The 19,269-nt window shown below is 65.0% G+C and carries 13 protein-coding genes; 7 read left to right on the top strand and 6 right to left on the bottom strand.

Features of this window, described 5'->3' with window-relative positions:
* Nucleotides 1–4 precede the first annotated feature (4 nt).
* Nucleotides 5–3,133: a PSD1 domain-containing protein gene (locus KF708_08430; GenBank protein MBX3412700.1), complete on the bottom strand. Its 3,129-nt coding sequence runs from the start codon at nt 3,131–3,133 to the stop codon at nt 5–7.
* A gap of 228 nt (nt 3,134–3,361) precedes the next feature.
* On the opposite strand from KF708_08430, the gene KF708_08435 reads away from it, so the two are divergent.
* Nucleotides 3,362–4,477: an aminopeptidase P family protein gene (locus KF708_08435; GenBank protein MBX3412701.1), complete on the top strand. Its 1,116-nt coding sequence runs from the start codon at nt 3,362–3,364 to the stop codon at nt 4,475–4,477.
* 39 nt (nt 4,478–4,516) lie between these two features.
* Here the strand turns inward: KF708_08435 and KF708_08440 are convergent, their stop codons facing one another.
* The 4 genes from KF708_08440 to rny form a co-directional block, all read right to left on the bottom strand.
* A complete protein-coding gene (locus KF708_08440) occupies nt 4,517–5,176 on the bottom strand; it encodes a hypothetical protein (protein ID MBX3412702.1) in 660 nt (219 codons plus the stop codon).
* Between the two features lie 64 nt (nt 5,177–5,240).
* Nucleotides 5,241–5,684 carry a DUF2752 domain-containing protein gene (locus KF708_08445; protein ID MBX3412703.1) on the bottom strand — a complete coding sequence of 148 codons (444 nt, stop codon included), beginning with the start codon at nt 5,682–5,684 and terminating at the stop codon, nt 5,241–5,243.
* Between the two features lie 155 nt (nt 5,685–5,839).
* Nucleotides 5,840–6,679 carry a TIGR00282 family metallophosphoesterase gene (locus tag KF708_08450; protein ID MBX3412704.1) on the bottom strand — a complete coding sequence of 280 codons (840 nt, stop codon included), beginning with the start codon at nt 6,677–6,679 and terminating at the stop codon, nt 5,840–5,842.
* 31 nt (nt 6,680–6,710) lie between these two features.
* On the bottom strand, nt 6,711–8,261 hold the full coding sequence (gene rny, locus KF708_08455) for a ribonuclease Y (protein MBX3412705.1): 1,551 nt from the start codon (nt 8,259–8,261) through the stop codon (nt 6,711–6,713).
* Between the two features lie 813 nt (nt 8,262–9,074).
* Here rny and tilS point away from each other — a divergent pair.
* The gene (tilS, locus tag KF708_08460) at nt 9,075–10,133 is read left to right on the top strand and encodes a tRNA lysidine(34) synthetase TilS (protein ID MBX3412706.1); all 1,059 of its coding nucleotides are present in this window, start codon (nt 9,075–9,077) and stop codon (nt 10,131–10,133) included.
* Between the two features lie 37 nt (nt 10,134–10,170).
* Here the strand turns inward: tilS and KF708_08465 are convergent, their stop codons facing one another.
* Nucleotides 10,171–11,730 carry an MFS transporter gene (locus KF708_08465; protein MBX3412707.1) on the bottom strand — a complete coding sequence of 520 codons (1,560 nt, stop codon included), beginning with the start codon at nt 11,728–11,730 and terminating at the stop codon, nt 10,171–10,173.
* 558 nt (nt 11,731–12,288) lie between these two features.
* Between KF708_08465 and KF708_08470 the strand changes: the two genes are divergently transcribed.
* The 5 genes from KF708_08470 to KF708_08490 all read left to right on the top strand — a co-directional run bounded on the left by KF708_08470 (nt 12,289) and on the right by KF708_08490 (nt 19,160).
* Complete coding sequence (locus KF708_08470; GenBank protein MBX3412708.1) at nt 12,289–13,572, top strand: glycosyltransferase family 39 protein; 1,284 nt, start codon at nt 12,289–12,291, stop codon at nt 13,570–13,572.
* Nucleotides 13,569–16,871 (top strand): hypothetical protein, encoded by a 3,303-nt coding sequence (locus tag KF708_08475; protein MBX3412709.1) that lies wholly within the window; start codon nt 13,569–13,571, stop codon nt 16,869–16,871. Before KF708_08470 ends, KF708_08475 begins: the two co-directional genes overlap by 4 nt.
* Before the next feature lie 113 nt (nt 16,872–16,984).
* A complete protein-coding gene (locus tag KF708_08480) occupies nt 16,985–17,314 on the top strand; it encodes a hypothetical protein (GenBank protein MBX3412710.1) in 330 nt (109 codons plus the stop codon).
* Between the two features lie 154 nt (nt 17,315–17,468).
* Nucleotides 17,469–18,323, top strand: a complete 855-nt coding sequence (locus KF708_08485) for a diaminopimelate epimerase (GenBank protein ID MBX3412711.1) — start codon at nt 17,469–17,471, stop codon at nt 18,321–18,323.
* Between the two features lie 57 nt (nt 18,324–18,380).
* Nucleotides 18,381–19,160 (top strand): lysophospholipid acyltransferase family protein, encoded by a 780-nt coding sequence (locus tag KF708_08490; protein ID MBX3412712.1) that lies wholly within the window; start codon nt 18,381–18,383, stop codon nt 19,158–19,160.
* The last annotated feature ends 109 nt before the right edge of the window (nt 19,161–19,269 follow it).

A 19,269-nucleotide genomic window follows, 5' to 3' on the forward strand; every position in this document is an offset into this window, starting at 1 on the left:
CGTCTCACTCCCGCGTCACGAATTCGTCGAGATTCAACAACACACGCGCCAGCGCGGTCCAGGTGGCGCGCTCGGCCAGTTGCGGATCGGCCGCTCCGGCCTCGGCGGTGACGCCTAGCGCGCTGGCCGCCGACTCGCGATCGGCGGCGAACGAAGCGCGTTGCTCGGCCACAAAACGGCCGAGTGTCGCCTGCTCGTTCATCGAAGGCTCGCGCGCCAGTCCGAGCTTGATCGCGTAGCGAATTCGGGCCGCATCGTCATGCTCGGGCAGATGCTCGATGACCCGCGTCGCCAGACCGCGGGCAATCTCTTGAAACGCGCGGTCGTTGGCCAGGGTCAACGATTGCAGCGGCGTGTTCGAGCGCACGCGCCGCGTACAGGCCGTGTTCGCGTCGGGGACGTCGAACGTGGTGAGAAACGGATAGGGACTCGACCGCCAGAAATAGGTGTACATGGCGCGACGGAAGCGATCGGGACCCTGGCTTTCTTTCCAATACTTTACCTGCTGCGTGAAGGCATAGATCCCCTCGGGCTGAGGCGGATAGACGCCGGGTCCGCCGATCTCGCGCGCCAGCAGCCCACTGGCGGCCAGCGCCGAATCGCGGATCGCCTCGGCATCCAGGCGCAGCCGCGACTGCCGCGCGAGCAGCTTGTTGTCGGCATCGACGTCGACCAGCTCCGGCCGGAACCGCGACGACTGCCGATAGGCCGCCGACGTGACGATCAGGCGATGAATCGCTTTCTGGCTCCAACCATTACGGACGAACTCTGACGACAACCAATCGAGCAGCGCGGGATGCGTGGGGGGATCGCCCTGCGTGCCGAAGTCGTTCTCGGTGGCCACCAGGCCCACGCCGAAATACTGCTGCCAGAGCCGGTTCACCGTGACGCGCGCCGTCAACGGATTGCGGCCATCGACGAGCCAGCGTGCAAAGTCGAGCCGGGTCCCCCGCTCGCCATTTTTTTCGAGAGGTGGCAGGACCTCCGGCACGTCGGGCGCGACGGGCGAGCCCGGGCGGAGGAAATCGCCGCGAATGTGGATCGTCGTCGGGCGAGGCTCGCTCCGCTCGGCCAGCGCCAGCGTCGTCGTGATCGACGATTCGAGCTGCTTTTGTTGACGCTTCAACTCTTCGATCGCGGCCGCCAAGGGGAGTCGTTCGGGATCGTGCTGCTGATACTCGATCCGTAGCGTCTCGCGTTGCTCGTCGCTACGCTGTTCGGCAGGTATAGCCAACGCGGCGAGCGCCGCTGGCGACAATCCGAGCAGATCGGTTGCCGTCGACGTGGCCGAAAGCCGGAACCTCCCCAGGGTGTAGCCTGCGTCGCGATGCTGATGCCGGAGCGTGATCCGCAGCCGGCTCCCCTGTTCTGCCGGCTCGAGCACCTGGCTCAAGACGAAGATGGCCGTTCGATCGACGTTCATCGAGCCGCGTGCCACATTGATGGCCCAACCGGTCGCCGTGTCACCGTCGGCGGCGGCCGCGATGGGATAATCGACCTGGGAATGATCGGCGCGAGTCGAGGCAATGGCGAACATCGTCTCGGCCGCGTCCGTGGGAGTGGCGCTGCCCGTGGCAGCCTGGGCCGATTCTGCCACCTCCGCCGTGGCGGGGGGCAAACGAGTGATGGTCACCTCGCTGAGGACGAAATTGCCGTTCCCCGCGCGGCCTGGTCCCCGGCGCGGCAGACGATCGTCGGTGAGCGCCTCGAGCCGTATCGCCGTGAGGGGCTCGCCCAGCGGCAATTCCACTTCGACGATGTATTCGTCTTGCCGCGGTCGCTCGCCCGTGGCCAGCAGGGAAAGATCGGCGAGCTTCTCGAGCGTGGCGCCGTGCGCCGAATGGTACTCGACCGGCTCGAGCGTCTGCCAGCCGCGCCCGACTCTCCCGGCGAGCTTCTTTTCCCAGTCGGCTTGCCGGCCGGGGGCGTTCTCGTCGACCATCTTCAAACGCTGCTGAGCCTGAACGAGATCGGCGGCCAGCGCCGGCAGCTCCTTCGACTGTTGGTCGGTCGGCACTTGCAGGCTCGGCTCGTCCGCGCTATTGAAGAGCGCGAACATCTGGTAGTAGTCACGCTGCGAGAGGGGATCGTACTTGTGATCGTGGCAGCGGGCGCAGCCGATCGTCAACCCCAAGAACACCGCCCCCGTCGTGGCGACGCGATCGGCCACCGCCTCGACGCGGAATTGTTCGGGATCGGTCCCCCCCTCTTCGTTCTTGAGTGTGTTGCGATGAAAGCCCGTCGCGATGCGCTGCTCCAAGGTCGCCTCGGGCAGCATGTCGCCGGCGAGTTGTTCGATCGCAAACTGATCGAACGGCAGATCACGATTCATCGCCGCGATGACCCAGTCGCGATACTTCCAGATCGAACGGGCACTGTCGATCGTATAGCCGTTCGAATCCGCATAGCGTGCCAGATCCAGCCAATGGCGGCCCCAGCGTTCGCCATAATGGGGCGACGCCAATAGCCGGTCGACGACGCGCTCGTAGGCGTCGGCCCGATTGTCGAGCAGAAAGGCCTCGACCTCCGCGGGCGAAGGGGGCAGGCCGATCAGATCGAGACTCACGCGGCGAATCAACGTGGCGCGATCGGCCTCGGGGGCCGGCGCCAGCGAGCGGCGCTCCAGTTCCGCCAGGACGAACGCATCGATCGGCGTGCGCACCCAGGCTGGCCGGCGCAGCACGGGCAACTCCGGACGCACGACGGGTTGGAAGGACCAATGCTCGCTCGTGCGGCGACTCTTGCCGGAAGTCGCTGACGGATCGGCCGGAATCTCGGCGCCGGCATCGATCCAGCGAGTGACGAGCGTCACTTCAGCGGCCGAAAGACGCTCCCCTTCTCCCTCGGGGGGCATCTGTGTCGCGTCGTGCGTGCCTGTAAGGGCGTGGACAAGGATGCTGTCGCCGCCCTGGCCGGGGATAACGGCGGCGCCGCTATAGCCTCCTTCGCGGGCGCCATCGGCGGTGTCGAGCCGCAGCCCCGACTCCTGCTTTTCAGCACCGTGACATCGGAAGCAACTGCGGGCCAGAATCGGCTGGATGTCGCGCGCGTAGTCGGGCGCCTCATCGGCCTGTACGCGCGCGGCGAAGCAGACGAATGCCAGACAAGCAATCGAGGCAAACCGGCGCGCCATAACCGTGGACCTGCCGCGAGTCGAAGGTGGGATTGCACAGGGGCGGGACGAGTCAATCGTAACCGCCCAACCGCGCCGGCGGCAAGAAAATGGCGGCCCCTTGCCCGTCATCGGACGATCACCAGGGATCCCGCCTCACGGGGTTCGGCCGAGACTGTCGATCGCAGGGGTCGTGCGGTAACATGGCGTCCCCCGCACGCGTCTCCCCTAGTCCGCGACGAGACAAGCATGACCGACCCGACAGCGCATTTCAGCATCAAGCATTGCCGCGCGCGGCAAGCACGTCTCCTGGAGGTCATGGAACGACTCGAGTGCGATCTGGTCGTCGTGGCCCATCGCGAGCACGTGCAATGGCTGACGGGCCCCCACTACGGTCCCCTGGTGACACCGCTCGCCGCGCTCGACTCGACCGGCTTCTGCACGCTGGTGGCGCCGAATGAACCGCCGGCCGGTGCGGCGGTCGATCGCGTGCTGACGTACGAGGCGCAATGGATGTCGACGCTGCGCAACGATCAACGCCAGGCCGCGGCCGAGGTGCTCGCCACTGATTTGACGGGGCCCCGCGCGACGCGTTGGATTGGCGTCGAGTATTCCGTGTTTGGCCCGCACCTGGCGGGGGGCTTCAGCGCCGAACTGATCGATATCGAACCGGAGATCTACCGCCTGCGACGCTATAAGCATCCCGACGAGTTGGCATGCCTGCGGAAGGCTATCGGGGCCACCGGAGCCATGTACGCGCGGGCCAGAGAGATTGTGCAGCCGGGCGTCAATGAGCTCGACGTATTCGGCGAGTTGCAGGCGGCCGCCACGCGTTTTCTCGGCGAGCCACCGACCGCGGCCGGCAACGATTTTGCCTGTGGCGTGCCGGGAGGCCCACCGCGCGATCGCGCCGCACAGGATGGCGAGCTCTACATCCTGGATCTCGGTCCGGCGTATCGCGGTTACAACGCCGACAACTGCCGCGCGATCGCCGTGAATCGCCAGCCGACCGACGTGCAGCAGGCGGCCTGGGAGCAGATTGCGGCCGTGTTTCCCATCGTCGAGCGACGCGTGAAGCCGGGCTTTCGCTGCCGCGAACTCTACGCCGAGGTGAAGGCACATCTCGACCGCCACCTGCCCGGCAGCTTTACCCATCACCTGGGGCACGGCATCGGGCTCTTCCCGCACGAGGCCCCGCACGTGAATCCCAGTTGGGACGACACGTTCGAGCTGGGAGAAATCTTTACGATCGAGCCGGGACTCTACTCCGACCGCCTGCGGGGCGGAATTCGACTCGAGCAGGATTACCTCGTCACGGCGGACGGAGTCGAGCTGCTCAGCGACTTTCCGCTCGGCCTGGTGTGATCGCCGCAAGCTGTCGCGCAGCGAACGGCATCGTGTCGTTTAGTGGAACGCGCGGGCGTCTTCGGCAAACTCAACGCGCGAATCGTGATCGTAGAAGTGCTGCGCGATGTCGCGCGCGGCGGCTGCCATGAACTCGCGCCGGAACTGCTGCTCGGCCTTTTCGAAGGTCGGCATGCCGATGTTCGGCGGATAGACGAATTCTGGCGGTATCTTTTCGTAGGCGATATCGCCATCCTGCTTCAGATCGTACACGGCGATCCGCACATCGCAGCGTCCCTGGTAGGTAGTCTGCCCCTGGTAGAGACTGAAGTGTTCGAGTTCGATCGCCACGACTTGATCGGCGTCGACCGCCTCGCCCACCTCGGTGAATTCGTCCCAGGTGTTTTCATCCATCCATTCTTCGATGTCTTGCTGCGGCACGACCACGATCTTGCGCACATTGGCGCGCAGCAGCGCGCTGACTGCCTGGCCCAGCTCTTTCGAGACGGCCGTCTTGCCGTACTGGAGCGAGGCCGCCGGTCGGCACACGACCGCGACGCGTTTGCCGACCAGTCCCTTGTACTCGGCCGAAACGTTGGTCCCCTTGACGATGTAGATCGCCGTGGCGACCGCGGCGCAGCCGCCGGCGGAGAGCGCCAACGAGCAGATCAACAAGAGGGATAAGAGACTCCGCACGCCCGACTTTTGGCAGCGATCCATCGCCGTTTCTCCCGCGCTAGTGCGCCAGACATCCTTGTCCGGCCTCGGCACGCGGTGCGCGCCGTTATTCGAATATCAATCGTTCGAGCCAATCGAACATCGTGACGCCGGCCGCCACGACCGCCAGGGTCACGAGTACAGTTTCGACGTGTCGCCCCCCGATCAGTTTTCCGCGCACCGCCGAAGCGATCGTCCATGGCACTCCGGCGGCGGCGATCAGGGCGAGCAAGGCGCCTCCTGCGTTGGCCGCGATGGCCGAAGGCAATTCTCCTCGCACCGTGTGCGCCCAGGAGGTCGTCATGCCGCACGAGGGACACGGCTTGCCGAACAGCACCCAAAAGGTGCAGGGAGGCAGACCAAGTCGCTCGTGCGTGCCGTAACCACGTGCATCGGGAGAAAGCCAGACTGCGACGATGAGCGGAATCGCCAACAGAACGCCGCACACCGCCAGCCCGAAACGAGCTCGGCCTCGTAGTGCTGCCGGTTTCTCCTCGGTCGTTCGTTCCACGACGTGCTGGGATAAGGTGCGGGAAAATAACCGATGCCTGAAGGTGTCGCAAGAGCGATCGGCGTGCTGGCACATAGCCGTGGCGACGAGACGCACACCGCCGACTTGCCCAGACTATCAGATCGCGGCCCAACGCAACACGCTATGCAAGCCGGCTACAGCACGGTCGGCGTGCTGGCGGCGGCTTTCACGCTGGCGGCCAGGCGGTCAGCCTCTTCCTGCTTGACGACGAGTCGTTGCACGCCAGTCGCGCGCCCCGTTTCAGGATCAACGTCGACGATCGTGCCCGAGATACGCACGTCGCCCGTGGCCACCTCGAAGTGGGTGGGGTTGAACGTGAGCGTGGTTTCCAACACCCGATCGATGCGGCGACCGAGAATGCTTTCATACGGTCCCGTCATGCCCACGTCGCATTGGAAGGCGGTGCCGCCGGGTAGGATCTGTTCGTCGGCGGTGGCGACGTGGGTGTGGGTCCCCAGGACGGCCGTGACGCGGCCATCGAGATAGCGCCCCATGAGCTGCATGTCGCTGGTAGCTTCGGCATGGAAATCGACGAAGATCACGCGCACTTCCGGCGGCAGCTTGGCCAGCACGCGGTCGGCGGCTTCCCAGGGACAATCGACCGGCCGCATGAAGACGCGCCCCAGCAGATTGAAGACCGCCACGGTCACGCCATTGCGGGCAGTGACCAGCATGTGATCCTTGCCCGGCGCCGAGGCGGGGTAGTTCGCCAGCTTGACGATGTTCGGCTCGCGCTCCAGCACCTCGTTGATCTCGCGCTGGCGGTAGATGTGATCTCCCATGGTGATCGCATCGACACCGGCGGCGATCAACTCACGATAATTCGCGCAGGTCAGCCCGGCGCCGCCGGCAGTGTTCTCGGCATTGGCGATGACCAGGTCGAGCCGCTCCGCCTCGATCAAGCCACGCAAGGCGCGCACGACGATCTGCCGCCCCGGCTTGCCGACGATGTCGCCAATCAACAGCACACGCACGCCAAACTCTCCACGCGAGCAAACAGGGATTCTAACGGGCCATTTCGGTGACGCGAGTTTCGCGCAGGACGGTGACCTTGATCTCACCGGGATAGGTCAACTGCTGCTCGAACGCCCGGGCAATATCGTGACAGATCTTGGCGGCGGTTTCATCGGTCGTGTTCTTGGAATTCACGAGCACGCGCAATTCGCGACCCGCCTGGATGGCAAAGGCCTGATCGACCCCCTCGAAGCCCGAGGCGATCGATTCCAGCTCTTCCATCCGCTTGACGTAACGCTCGAGGGTCTCGCGCCGGGCGCCGGGGCGCGAGGCACTGCACGCGTCGGCCGCCGCGACGAGCACGGTGTAAGGATTGTCGAGGCGCAAGTCGTCGTGGTGGCCAAGCGCGGCATGGACCACGGCCGGCGACTCGCCAAACCGCTTGAGGAGATCGGCGCCGATCTTGGGATGGCCTCCTTCGGCCTCGTGGTCGGCCGCCTTGCCGATGTCGTGCAGCAGCCCGCAGCGCCGGGCGAGCGTGCCGTCGAGACCGATCTCCTCGGCGATCATGCCGGTGAGGAAGGCCACCTCGATCGAATGCCGCAGCACGTTCTGGCTGTAACTGGTACGGAAGCGCAGCCGGCCCAGCAGATGGATGATGCGCTCGTGCAGCCCCCGGACGTCGACCTCTTGCGCCGCTTCTTGACCGAGCTTCTGGATCAGGGCGTCCATCTCGGCCGTCGTCTCTCCCACGATCTCTTCGATACGCGAGGGATGAATGCGACCGTCGGCGATCAACTTGTTCAGCGAGATGCGGGCCACCTCGCGGCGCACCATGTCGAAACCGCTGACGATCACCACGCCGGGCGTATCGTCGATAATCACGTCGACGCCGGTCGCTTTCTCGAAGGCGCGGATGTTGCGCCCCTCGCGACCGATGATCCGCCCCTTCATGTCGTCGTTCGGAATGTCGACCGTGCTGGTGGTCGTCTCGGCCGTGTGCGCCGCGGCGTAACGCTGGATCGAGGTGATCAGCACCTCGCGGGCCTTCTGCTCGCACACCTCGGCGACGCGCTTCTCGTGCTTGAGGATGACCGCGCCGGCCTCTTTCTGCATCTCGCGGTCGAGGATCTCGAGCAGCCTGGAGGTGGCTTCCTCGCGACTCAGCCCGCTGAGCTCGTGCAGCGTTTGCCGCTGCAGGTCGAGCAATTTGCCCAATTCCTCGTTGCGGCGGTTGGTGTCTTCGATGCGCTCAGCCAGCTTGCGCTGCGTCCCTTCGACCATCTTCTCCTGCTTGCGGAGCTGTTCGGCCTGCTGATCGATGGCGTCTTGCCGCTTGTCGAGTTGCCGTTCGCGTTCGTGCAACTCGTGGCGGGCAACGGCGAGCTCCTTTTCGACCTCGCCCCGCTGCTGGATGGCGCGTTCCTTGATTTCGAGATCGGCCTGCTTGAGCTTGGTGGCGATCTCGTTCTCGGCGCGCGAGATGATCTCCTGCGCGCGCTTTTCGGCGTCGGTTTGACGCAGATAGTCGACGAACTTGACCGCCAGAAAGGTCAGCAAGACCGCGGCGGCGACGGCGACCAGGACTAGTACCGGTGGCACGTGATGCTCCCGTCCCGCAGACCCTGCGGAACTAAGGGCAGGCTGGCGCGACGGTGCAACCTTGCACCGCACGATGACGGGCAGACGGAGGGTCGACGTCGCAAGAAACGCGACGGCTCTCGAGCCAGTCGAGAGTCGGCGGCCGATACGAGAGTCGAAGTACGAGAGATGATCCCCAAGGCGCGCTGCCCCACCGACTATCCGTCGGCGCCCAGCCCCCGGGGGCCGGGGGTCGAGGGAAGGCGAAAACGTCCACTTCGCGGGGGCCAGACATGCGCCCGCGCACGAAGCGCCACGGGGTGACCTCTCATCCAACCAATTGCAGAGGATTTCGCTTCTGATCGGGGCGAAGGCCACTCGACCGTGCGAACCAAACCCAGGCGGACCATGCCCGCCCGTCGGTCGCGGCGCACCTCGGCGGGGCGCAACTCACCCCACAGGCGCGCGATCCAGTGCTCGATCCAGGCAATCAGAAAGAACATCGCGGAAAAGGCCTCGAGAATTGGCTGGTTCTTCTTACCCTTGTGCCGTGCCAATCGCAAACTCGCGTCGTACTACCCCACGGCGCCGAGCCATCTGCTCGCCTACCGGGAAATAGTTATGTACAAGTAACCAATCAGCTTGCGGTAATCGCGGCGGTGACACGCCAGAAACGAAACGTACCGGCGCGGTAACCACGCTAAACCGAAGCTTCACATCTGAATCCTACCAAAGTCCGAAGTACCTGCAACTAGTTTCCGACTAGCGGTAGGCAAATAAGATATGCCGGCGAAACGGTTTAGGCAGGTTGAGAGCGTCGCAGTATCGCCCCGCGTGGCGGCGGCGAACGCCGCTCGAACCGAGCCGAGCAACCAGCGGCATCCTCTGGTCGAGCAACTTGCCCGCGTTTGGCCGACCTCCGAGTGGGGCGAGGTCACGATCGTCGTGGCGGTTTCGGGGGGAGCGGATAGCGTGGCCCTGCTCCGTGGGCTCGTGGAGCTCGCCCCCGGGAGAGACGGCCGGATCGTCGCCGCCCATTTCAACCACCACCTGCGAGGGGCTGCCTCGGACGACGATCAGGCATTCGTCGAGCGCGTTTGCGGCGAGTTACGAGTCCCCCTCGAGCTGGGCCAGGCCCACGTTGCACAGATCGCCCAACAACGTGGCGACGGGCTCGAGGCCGCCGCACGCGAGGCGCGTTACTCCTTCTTGATCGAGACAGCCAACCGCCGCTCGGCAGGCTTCGTCGTCACCGCGCACACGGCCGACGACCAGGCCGAAACGATTCTGCACCGCGTCGTGCGAGGCACTGGACTCGCCGGCCTGGCGGGCATCCCCCCGCGACGCGAGCTCCGTCAAGAATTGACCCTCGTTCGCCCGTTGCTCGCGGTGCGCCGGACACTGATCCTCGATTACCTGGAAACTCTTGGACAAACGTATCGCGAGGACGAAAGCAACGTCGATCGACGCTTCACGCGCAATCGACTGCGGCACGAATTGCTCGAGAACCTGCGCGAACATTACAACCCGCAGGTGACCGAGGCCCTGCTTCGGCTCGGCACATTGGCGGGCGAGGCACAGGAGGTGATCGCTCAACTGGTCGGCGAGCTCATGCCGCAATGCACTCTCGCCGATTCGCCCGACCACGTGGCGATCGATCGCACGCTGCTAGGCGAACGACCACGCTATCTCGTGCGCGAGTTGTTGATTGCCGTTTGGCGGCGCCAACATTGGCCCGAGCAGGCAATGGGCTTTGTCGAATGGGATCTGTTGGCCGACATGCTTTTGGCGGAAGACGCCGCGCCGCGCCAGCGCATGCTTCCCGGCTGCGTGACGGCACGGCGCGTCGGCGCGCGCCTGGAACTCTCACGCGCCCCGGCGCGGCGCCAGTAGCGCGACGGCACCTGGGCAAGCGCCCGCCATGGAACGGTTATTCCACCGCCGCCTGCACGCCGCCAGCCATCAGCTCGTTTTCTTCCTCGCGGCTGAGCAGAATCTCTGGTTTGTAACCGCCGCGAGATTTGTCCCACAGGGCGATCGCACCAAAGATCACAACCAACACAGTCGGCAACAGCGACACCCAGCGGAAGGCCATCGAGAAACCGTTGCGTTGCGAGGCGATGGCGGCTTCGAATCCCGGAATGACCATCCGCTGATCCTCGGGCAACTTGGCATTGGCCTGCGCCAACTCGCGCGCGTTCACCGAGACCGGTTCTCCCGCCGCGTTGCGCACGACGAAGTTATCGGCCTGATTGGGATAATGCTCGACGAGGAAGGTCGCGGCGTACTTGTTTACCGCGTCCATGTCGAGGAATTCCTTGCCCGCTTCGTTCTGCTTGAGGAAGATCGCCACTTGTTCGGGGGCGTTCTGCTTCACGTCGGCCACGGCATAGTGGTCGACGATGCCCCCCATCGCGGGCAAGACCTGCGAGATCGACAAGTTGCCGACGGAGCCCATCAGGGCTAGTGCCAAGGCCCCCCCCTTGGCAAAGCGTTCGGCGGTCACGCCGAGCATCGTGGGCCAGAAGTACGCGATTCCCAAGCCGAAGATCGTGGCATAGCCGAAGGCCGTGGCGCCATTGTTGGCAAAGCTCAACAGATAGAGGCCGACCCCCGCCAGCACCGCCGAACCGCACAACATGCCGATGGGGGACAAGCGGTGCGCGATCGGACCGGCGAAATGCCGCAGCACGAACATCATGCCCGAGGTGTAGACCAGAATCAGCGTGCCCGACACGCCGGCCACGCTCTTCATGACCGACTCCTGCCACTGCTGCGGACCGAGCTCGGTCGCGGCGGTGAGCAGCATGCAGAAGGCCCAGAGCAAAAACAGCGGTCGCACGCAAGCGGCCAGCATTTCGCCCGTCGAAACGCCCGAGGCGACACGTTCGGTCTTGGGGAAGGCGGCGGGAACGAGCATCACCCCGTAGATCACCGCGGGAATGACGATCAAGTACATGCTCACCTGCCACATATCGAGTCCGAACGCACCGCTGCCGAACATAGGCCGGATGACGAACTGCGCGAGCAGACCGCCGATCACCAGGCCCCCCGGCCACCAGGCGTGCAGGATGTTCAGGTAGTGCGTCTTCTGCGTGGGGTAGAGCGTGGCGGCCAGCGGATTGATGGCCACCTCGGTGAACCCGTTGCCACAGCCTTGCAGGAACGAGAAAGAGAAGAGCCACCAGTAGGTCATCTGCGCCGAGTCGAAATGAGGCGCGTAGATCATCGCCAGCGTGCCGACGAGATGCGAGAAGAGGGCCAGGAACATGATGCGTTTCATGCCCAGCAAGTCGCAGATGAAACCGCCGCCGAGCATCGAAAACGCCATGCCGAGGAAGGCCGCGCCACCGACACCGCCGCGCTGCTCCTGCGTCAAACCGAACGTGTTGCCCAACTCTTGCAGGATGTCGCCGCGAATCGAAAACGTGAACGCGGAGGTGACCAGCGCGATGCAGCTACAAATGAAGAGCCAGCGGGTATTGTTCATGTCCCGAATATCCTTGCTTCCCAGAGGCGCACGGTGTGCGGCGATGCCAGCAATGCTTTCCCTGCTATCGCTCGCGCGGCGAGATGGGCGCCGCAGGCATCGCAGCCCGCGGCGCATCGTTCGTGCCGGCGAGCGCGCGGTGCGAAGATGCAAAGCGTCCGAGTATACTTGCTGCCCGGGCGAAGTAAATCATTTCGTGATAGGCAGTTCGGCCTCTGCGGGTGAGGCAAGCTGGTGGGCGTTCCGTCCCCCTGGGAAGCGTCCTCTTCGCGCATCCCGCGTCGTTCATCGATCGGACCGCCCGGGCGATGAACGAGTTCGGCCCCCTGCCCTCTCGGGCCACCGTCGAAGCTGGCTTGACCCCCTCGTTCGTCGACGCCTAACATGCCTCGCTTTTCGCGCAAACGACCAGCTTCAAGTCGCGGCAGTTGCGCGGGTTAGCGAGACGAGTTTCGCGCCGCAGTACGCCTCGCCGAAGGAGTCGGCCGGGGCGGCCGATCGCGCGCGCCCCCAACGAGTTCCCGTTTCCAACCAGCGCCCAAGGATGGGCAAGGCTTCATGCGCGATCCTCGCGATCTACCCCGTACCTGGCTGTGGAGCGTGCTCCTGTTGGCGCTCGCCGTGCGCTTGGGGGGCGCCGTTTGGTGGCAATCGCGCCTGGCCGGCGAGTTCTACTTCGGCGACAGTCAGAGCTATTGGGTGCTCGCGCGCACCATCGCGCAGGGCGATAGCTATCAGTACGGCTCCCCCGACGCCAAGGTATTTCGCACCCCTGGCTATCCCCTCGTGCTCGCGCCGTTGTTCGCGATCTACGGCGATCAACCGCCGATACTCGCGGCGCGCTTCGTGGGCGCCGCGTGGGGCACGTTGAGCGTCGCCGCGGTGTACTGGATCGGTCGTACTCTGTGGGACGCGCGCGTGGGCATCGTCGCGGCACTGCTCGCGGCGCTCTATCCCGGCGCAATCGCCATGAGCGTCTTCGTGCTCAGCGAAGCGCTCTTCTCCCCCTTGATGCTGCTGCAACTGGCGACCTGGATCGTCGCGGAGCGGGCGACGTCACGGGGGCGCTCGGTTGGCTGGGGCCTGTTCTCCGGAGCGCTCGCCGGTGCGGCGACCTTGGCGCGACCGAGCTGGCTGCTCTTCACGCCGCTGGCCTGGTGCCTCACGACGGTCGTCTCACGCCAGCGACCAAGACAGTTCCTCGTGGGGAGCGCGATCGCCGCGGGGCTCGTGCTGGCGATGCTCCCCTGGTGGGTGCGCAACGCACACGTCACGGGACGCTTCGTGCCGACGTCGCTGCAGTTGGGGGTGAGTCTTTACGACGGCTGGCATCCTCACGCCACGGGGGCGAGCGATCTCTCTTTCATCCCCCCTATCGAACAAGACGAGCGCCGCCACCCTAGCAGCAACATCGACGATGCATTCGAATACCGGCTCGATCAGCGCTTTCGACGCGACGCCCTCCAATGGGCACAGGCCAACCCGGGCGAAGTTGTGCGGCTCGCGGGCGTCAAGCTGACGCGACTGTGGAACGTCTGGCCGAATGAATCCGATCTCCGGTCCCTGCCCTATCGACTGGCCGTGCTCGTCAGCTTTGTCCCCGTCCTGGGTCTGGCGATCTTCGGCACCTGGCGCTGTCGAATGATCGGCTGGCCGCTGTTGCTGCTGTGGCTGCCTGCCGGCTACATCACGTTGCTGCACGTGGTGTTCGTCAGCTCGCTGCGCTATCGCGAACCGGTGGTGGTGTCGCTGCTGGCGCTGACGGCCGCGGGGCTGCTCGGCCTGGTTCGTGGCACGACGGCGACTTCTCCCCCCACCATCCAGGGTGCCACGCGACCATGAGCAACCTGGTCAACGGCCTTTGGTGGTGCTTCAAATGGGCCCTGGCCCTCGCGCTGGCGGTTGCGCTGGCGGTCGGCTTCTATCTGTACCAGCGGGTCGACGAAGAGATCCGCCGCTGCGCCGAGGACCTGTTCGCGCAGCATTACCACCATCTCAAGGTGAGCGTACGCGCCGCGCGGCGCATCGAGGGAGAAGGAATCCAGATCCAGGGTATTTCGCTCGCCGAGCGTAATGCCGATGGTCCGCAGCCCGAGTTGGCCTATTTCGACGAATTGATGCTGCTCTGCCCGACGGCGCTGCCCGAATTGGTGCAACAGCAACTCGACGCCAACAAGGATCTCGACGTCAAGCGGATCATCGTGCGCCGTCCGAAGATCTACGTCACGCGCCGTGCCGACGGAACGTGGAGCTCGACGCGTCTCTTTCCGCTGCCAAAGTTCGGCGAGCGGACGCCTCCGATCCAGGTCGAGAACGCGATGGTCGAACTGTTCGATCCCTTGCGCAATCCCTCGGGCATGTTCACGCTGCACGACGTCAATCTCACGATCACGCCGAACGAGCCGGCGGCCTCCTCACCGACGGAAGCCGCGTCCGGCGTTGCCTCTGCCGATGTTCCCCCCTTGCGCTTCGAAGGCTACGGCACCAGCGAGCATTTGCGGCGCGTCGAATTCCGCGGCACGCTCAGCAATGGCGGCGCCACATGGACCCTGGACGGCAAGTTGGACGGGCTGGAATTGACCCCCGAGCTTCACGCGGCGATGCCCGGTCCTGTCGCCGAGCGCCTCGTTGAGTTGCGATCGATCCGGGCCACGACGAACCTGGGCTTTCATCTCCACTCGGCCTTGGAACCGGAGGCGTTGCCCCAGTTCCAGATCAACGGTCGCATCGAGCGCGGCCGCATCGACGATTCTCGGCTCCCCTTCCCGCTCACCGATCTGCGCGCGGCATTTCGTCTGACGAACGAGGAGCTCGTCGTCAATGAGCTCACGGCCCGCAACGGCCAGACCGAACTGCGGGTCGCCGCGCGGCGGGCGGGACTGCAGACGAATAGCCCCTTGGAGTTGCACGCCCACTGCAACCGTCTCATCCTGGCGCCCGAGCTGGTCTCGACGCTACCCCAAGAGTGGCGTTCGCATTGGACGAAGTTCCTCCCGGCCGGCATGATCGACGTCGACCTGAAGCTTGGTTACGACGGTCAGAATTGGCATCCCCACCTGACGGCCGAATGCCGCGGCACCGCCTTCACCTTCTATAAGTTTCCCTATCGACTCGAACAGGCCGAAGGGACGGTCACCTTCGCGGGCGGGCGCCTGGGCATCAACGTCACCGCGCAAGGGGCAGGCCAAGATGTCCACGTCTTCGGCAGCTTTGCCAACCTGGGAGAAGATTATTCGGGCGAATTACAGGTTTGGGGCAACGGCCTGCGCATCGATCAACAACTGTTGAACGCCTTGCCCGCCGACCAACGCGGGCTCGTCAGCTCGTTACGGCCGGTGGGCATGTTCGATCTCAAAGCGACCTTCCATCGACGCCCCGGCGAAAACGAGGAGTTGCATCGCGACATTGCCATTACGCTCAAGCAGTGTGCGATTCGCTACGAAAAATTCGCTTATCCGTTGACCAATGTGCGCGGCAAGATCGTCGGGCGGGACGAAATCTGGACCCTGACCGATCTCGAAGGTTGGAACGATTCGGGACACGTCACCTGCCAGGGAACTCTCTCGCCGACGACCGCCGGTCCCGAGCTGGCGCTCGAGCTCCAGGGACGCAGCGTGCCGATCGAAGATGAGTTGCGCGATGCGCTCAACCTGCCGCTGCAGCGCATCTGGAACGACATGAAGCCACGGGGCAGCGTCGATGTCGACTCGACGGTGCATTACCTGACGCGCACGAGACAGTTGGCCGTGACGGCCCGGATCTGGCCCCAGGCCGAAGTTTGTTCGCTCGAACCGCGGTTCTTTCCCTACCGGCTCGAGCGCGTGACCGGTTTGATCGATTACCGTAATGGCGTCGTGCAACTGGTCGATCTGCGCGCGGCACACGACCAAGTCACCCTGCGTGCCGGCGGCTATTGCGAGATGCGCGGCGATGGCGGCTGGCAAGTCGTGCTCAACAAGATCTCGGCCGATCGTCTCGAGGCCGACAGCGAGCTGGTCCATGCGCTGCCGGGTCCGCTGCGCACGGCGGTATACAAGCTCGATCCGCGCGGCACCTTCTTCCTGCGTGGCGCCTTGAGCCTGGCCGGCACGGATCGACGCGACGATCCCGTGACCGCCGCCTGGAACATGCGGATCGACCTGCACAATGCCCAACTGCGCTGCGGCGTGCCACTCGATCACGTACATGGCAGCGTGCAGCTCGTGGGCGACTTCGACGGCCAGAGCTTCGGCAGCCGTGGCGAATTGGATCTCGACTCGCTGACCTGGCAAAAGCTGCAGTTCACGCAGCTCAAGGGACCGCTGTGGATCGATGCCGATCGCATTCTCTTTGGCTCCTGGGCGGAAAAAGTCGCCACCACCGCGCCGCGTCTCTCGGCGCTGACCTTGGGACCGGCGAGCGCCGAGGGGCAGCGTCACATTACGGCCAGTGCCTACGGCGGTCAGATCGTCGGCGATGGCTGGGTCACGCAGGGACGCACCCCCGAGTTCGGCCTGAACGCCAACCTCAGCCAGGTCGATCTGAAACGCTTCTCGAACGAGGTCTTCGCCGGCCAGGAAGAGATCCGCGGCAAGATGCTGAGCACGGTCAACCTACGCGGCACGGCCGCCGGCGCGCACACACTACGCGGCCAAGGAACCATGGAATTGCGCGACGCCGACATCTACGAGTTGCCGCAGATGGTGGCCCTGCTCAAGATCCTCAGCGTCCGCGAGCCCGACCGCACCGCGTTCACGAGCAGCCAGGCCAATTTTCGCATCGAAGGAGAGCACGTCTACTTCGACAAGATCGACTTCTACGGCGATGCCATCAGCCTGAAGGGATCGGGCGAGATGGGACTCGACCGCAAGCTGGGCCTGAACTTTTACGCCGTGGTGGGACGCGACGAGTTCGACTTGCCGTTGGTCGGCGAGTTGCTGCGCGGCGCGAGCGAGCAGATGATGCTCGTCCGGGTCGACGGCCGGCTCGACCACCCGAACATTCGCCGCGAGCACTTCCCGGGCGTGAACCAGGCCCTGCAAGGAATCCAGGCCGGACTGCAACAATCGAGCGGCGCACCCCCGACCTACCCCACGGCGCGCACGCCCGCACCACTGGCGTCCCCTGGCGCGCGGCCGGCCCCGGCCGTGGCGCCCCGATAAGGAAAAGTCCTCGATTCAAACCAAGAGACCGCAACCTAGGCTTATCGTGGAGCAAAACATCGCCTGACGTCCGCGCATCGCCAGGCACGATCCAGGAGCAAGCGAGGTGTCGCATGGGAGTTGGCCCCTTAGGCGGAATACACACGAGCGCCGCGGGAGTTCCCTACGCACAGGCGAAAGGTCCCGACGTCGAGCGCACCGAACACGAGACGATCGCCCAGCAGCGGCACTCGACCAGCGAACGACTGGCCGACGCCGCCGCCGGGATCGGCGAAACGGGAGAAGACAGCGAAGCCTCGGAACGCGATGCCGACGGGCGCCGACTTTGGGAAGAGCAGGCCGGCAAGAAACAGCACGACGAAGGAGCAGCGGACGAGCCCACTGCCCCCCCCAGTAAAGACGCTACCGGCGAGAGCGGTCGCCAGCTCGACCTGACCGGGTGACCCGCGAACCGGCCGAGACGGCGCCGTGTCGTGCGCTCCCGCGAGCACACCGCCGGCTCCCTGTCCCGGCCGGGGCGATTCTCCTAAAATGCACAGCGCGCGATGCGAGCGGCTAGAAATTCCACGCAGCACGATTCGACTCGGAGCCACGGCGATGCGGTTTACGAAGATGCACGGTGCCGGCAATGACTACGTTTACGTCAATTGCTTCGAGGAGCCCGTGCCGGAGGACCCCGCTCACACGGCACGGCTGATTGCCGATCGCCACTTTGGCGTGGGGGGCGATGGGCTGGTGCTGATCTGCCCCTCGGACAAGGCCGACGCCCGCATGCGGATGTTCAACGCCGACGGCTCCGAGGCCGAGATGTGCGGCAACGCCATTCGCTGCGTGGGCAAGTACCTGTTCGATCATGGCCTGTGCGACAAGCAGCGCCTGCAAATCGAAACGGGGCGCGGCATCCTCACGCTCGATCTGGAGGTGGTCGATGGACTGGTCGAACGGGCTCGCGTCGATATGGGCGAACCGATCCTCAAGTCGAGCGACGTTCCGACCACGCTCGCTGGCGATCCCCCCGTGAATGCCACGCTCGACCTGGGCGATCGCCAGCTCACGGTCACCTGCGTCTCGATGGGCAATCCGCACTGCATCACGTACGTCGACAAGTTGAGCGATGAATGGGTCTACCAGGTCGGCCCGCGCGTGGAGCACGCACCGCAGTTTCCGCGGCGCGTGAATGCGGAATTCATCGAGATCCTTTCCCCCGACGAAGTGCGCATGCGCGTCTGGGAGCGAGGGTCGGGCGAGACGCTGGCCTGCGGCACCGGGGCGGCCGCGGTGTGCGTGGCCGGTGTCCTGGCCGGCAAGACGAACCGCAAGATTATCGTACACCTGCTCGGTGGCGATTTGGAACTGGAGTGGGCCGAAGACAACCACGTCTACAAGACGGGCCCCGCCACGGAAGTTTTCAGCGGCGAATGGACCCCCGCCGCGGAACGCGCCCTGCGTTAACTCGGGCACGCGTGTGACACGACTTTTCGACGACGCCCGGGCAAGGAAGCCAACCTCATGAAGCTGCGTCATCCGGTACTCGACAAAACGATCGGCCTCGTCGGGGCGACCGCCGTGCGCTTGTGGATGCGCACGCTCGAGTACAAAGCCGCCTTTTACGATCCGCAAGTCGACCCCGTACATCCCCAGTGCCGGGGTCAGAAGATCTACGTCTTCTGGCACGAGTACATTCTCGTGCCCCTCGCCCTGCGCGGGCACTCGAACCTGGCCATGCTCTTGAGCAAGCATCATGATGCCGAGTTGCTGAGCCACGCCGCGCGGCACCTGGGCTTCGAGTTCGTCCGGGGCTCGACGAACCGCGGCGGTGTGACCGCCCTGCGCGAATGCCTCGAAAAGAGCCGCAAGATGAACCTGGCCATCACCCCCGACGGACCGCGTGGGCCGCGACGCGTGCTCGCGCAAGGTCCCATCTACCTCGCGTCACGGCTGCAAATGCCCTTGGTGCTGATGGGCATCGGGTGCGACCGTCCCTGGCGGGCCAAAAGCTGGGACCGCTTTGCCATTCCTCGTCCTTACACTCGAGTCCGCGGCGTCATCAGCCCCGAGATTCACATCCCTGCCGAGCTCGATCGCGATGGAATCGAGCATTACCGGCTCGAAGCACAACGCCTCTTGAATCGCCTCTGCGCCGAGGCCGAGGCCTGGGCCGAATCGGGCACGCGCAAGATCGAACAATCGCACATCCGCCGCGAACCGGCTCCGCTGCGCCGCACGAGGATCGACGCCAGCCACCAGGCGCATGCCGCACGCAACGGAGCTTCACAACCGGTGCATTGATTTTGCCGGACGGGCACTTTCCGTCCCGCCACCGGTCGCCAGCACGTGAGCCACGGCCGTCGATTTGCTACATTGTCGCGACCTTTGCACTTCAACCGGTCGCGCAGCC

Source organism: Pirellulales bacterium (genome assembly GCA_019636335.1).
GTDB lineage: Bacteria > Planctomycetota > Planctomycetia > Pirellulales > JAEUIK01 > JAHBXR01.

What these genes read in the sequence shown, in the direction of transcription:
- KF708_08480 (MBX3412710.1), top strand. Translation starts at nt 16,985, where the DNA reads ATGGGAGTTGGCCCCTTAGGCGGAATACACACGAGCGCCGCGGGAGTT.
- KF708_08475 (MBX3412709.1), top strand. Translation starts at nt 13,569, where the DNA reads ATGAGCAACCTGGTCAACGGCCTTTGGTGGTGCTTCAAATGGGCCCTG.
- KF708_08470 (MBX3412708.1), top strand. Translation starts at nt 12,289, where the DNA reads ATGCGCGATCCTCGCGATCTACCCCGTACCTGGCTGTGGAGCGTGCTC.
- KF708_08430 (MBX3412700.1), bottom strand. Translation starts at nt 3,133, where the DNA reads ATGGCGCGCCGGTTTGCCTCGATTGCTTGTCTGGCATTCGTCTGCTTC.
- KF708_08465 (MBX3412707.1), bottom strand. Translation starts at nt 11,730, where the DNA reads ATGAACAATACCCGCTGGCTCTTCATTTGTAGCTGCATCGCGCTGGTC.
- KF708_08440 (MBX3412702.1), bottom strand. Translation starts at nt 5,176, where the DNA reads ATGGATCGCTGCCAAAAGTCGGGCGTGCGGAGTCTCTTATCCCTCTTG.
- KF708_08435 (MBX3412701.1), top strand. Translation starts at nt 3,362, where the DNA reads ATGACCGACCCGACAGCGCATTTCAGCATCAAGCATTGCCGCGCGCGG.
- KF708_08485 (MBX3412711.1), top strand. Translation starts at nt 17,469, where the DNA reads ATGCGGTTTACGAAGATGCACGGTGCCGGCAATGACTACGTTTACGTC.
- KF708_08490 (MBX3412712.1), top strand. Translation starts at nt 18,381, where the DNA reads ATGAAGCTGCGTCATCCGGTACTCGACAAAACGATCGGCCTCGTCGGG.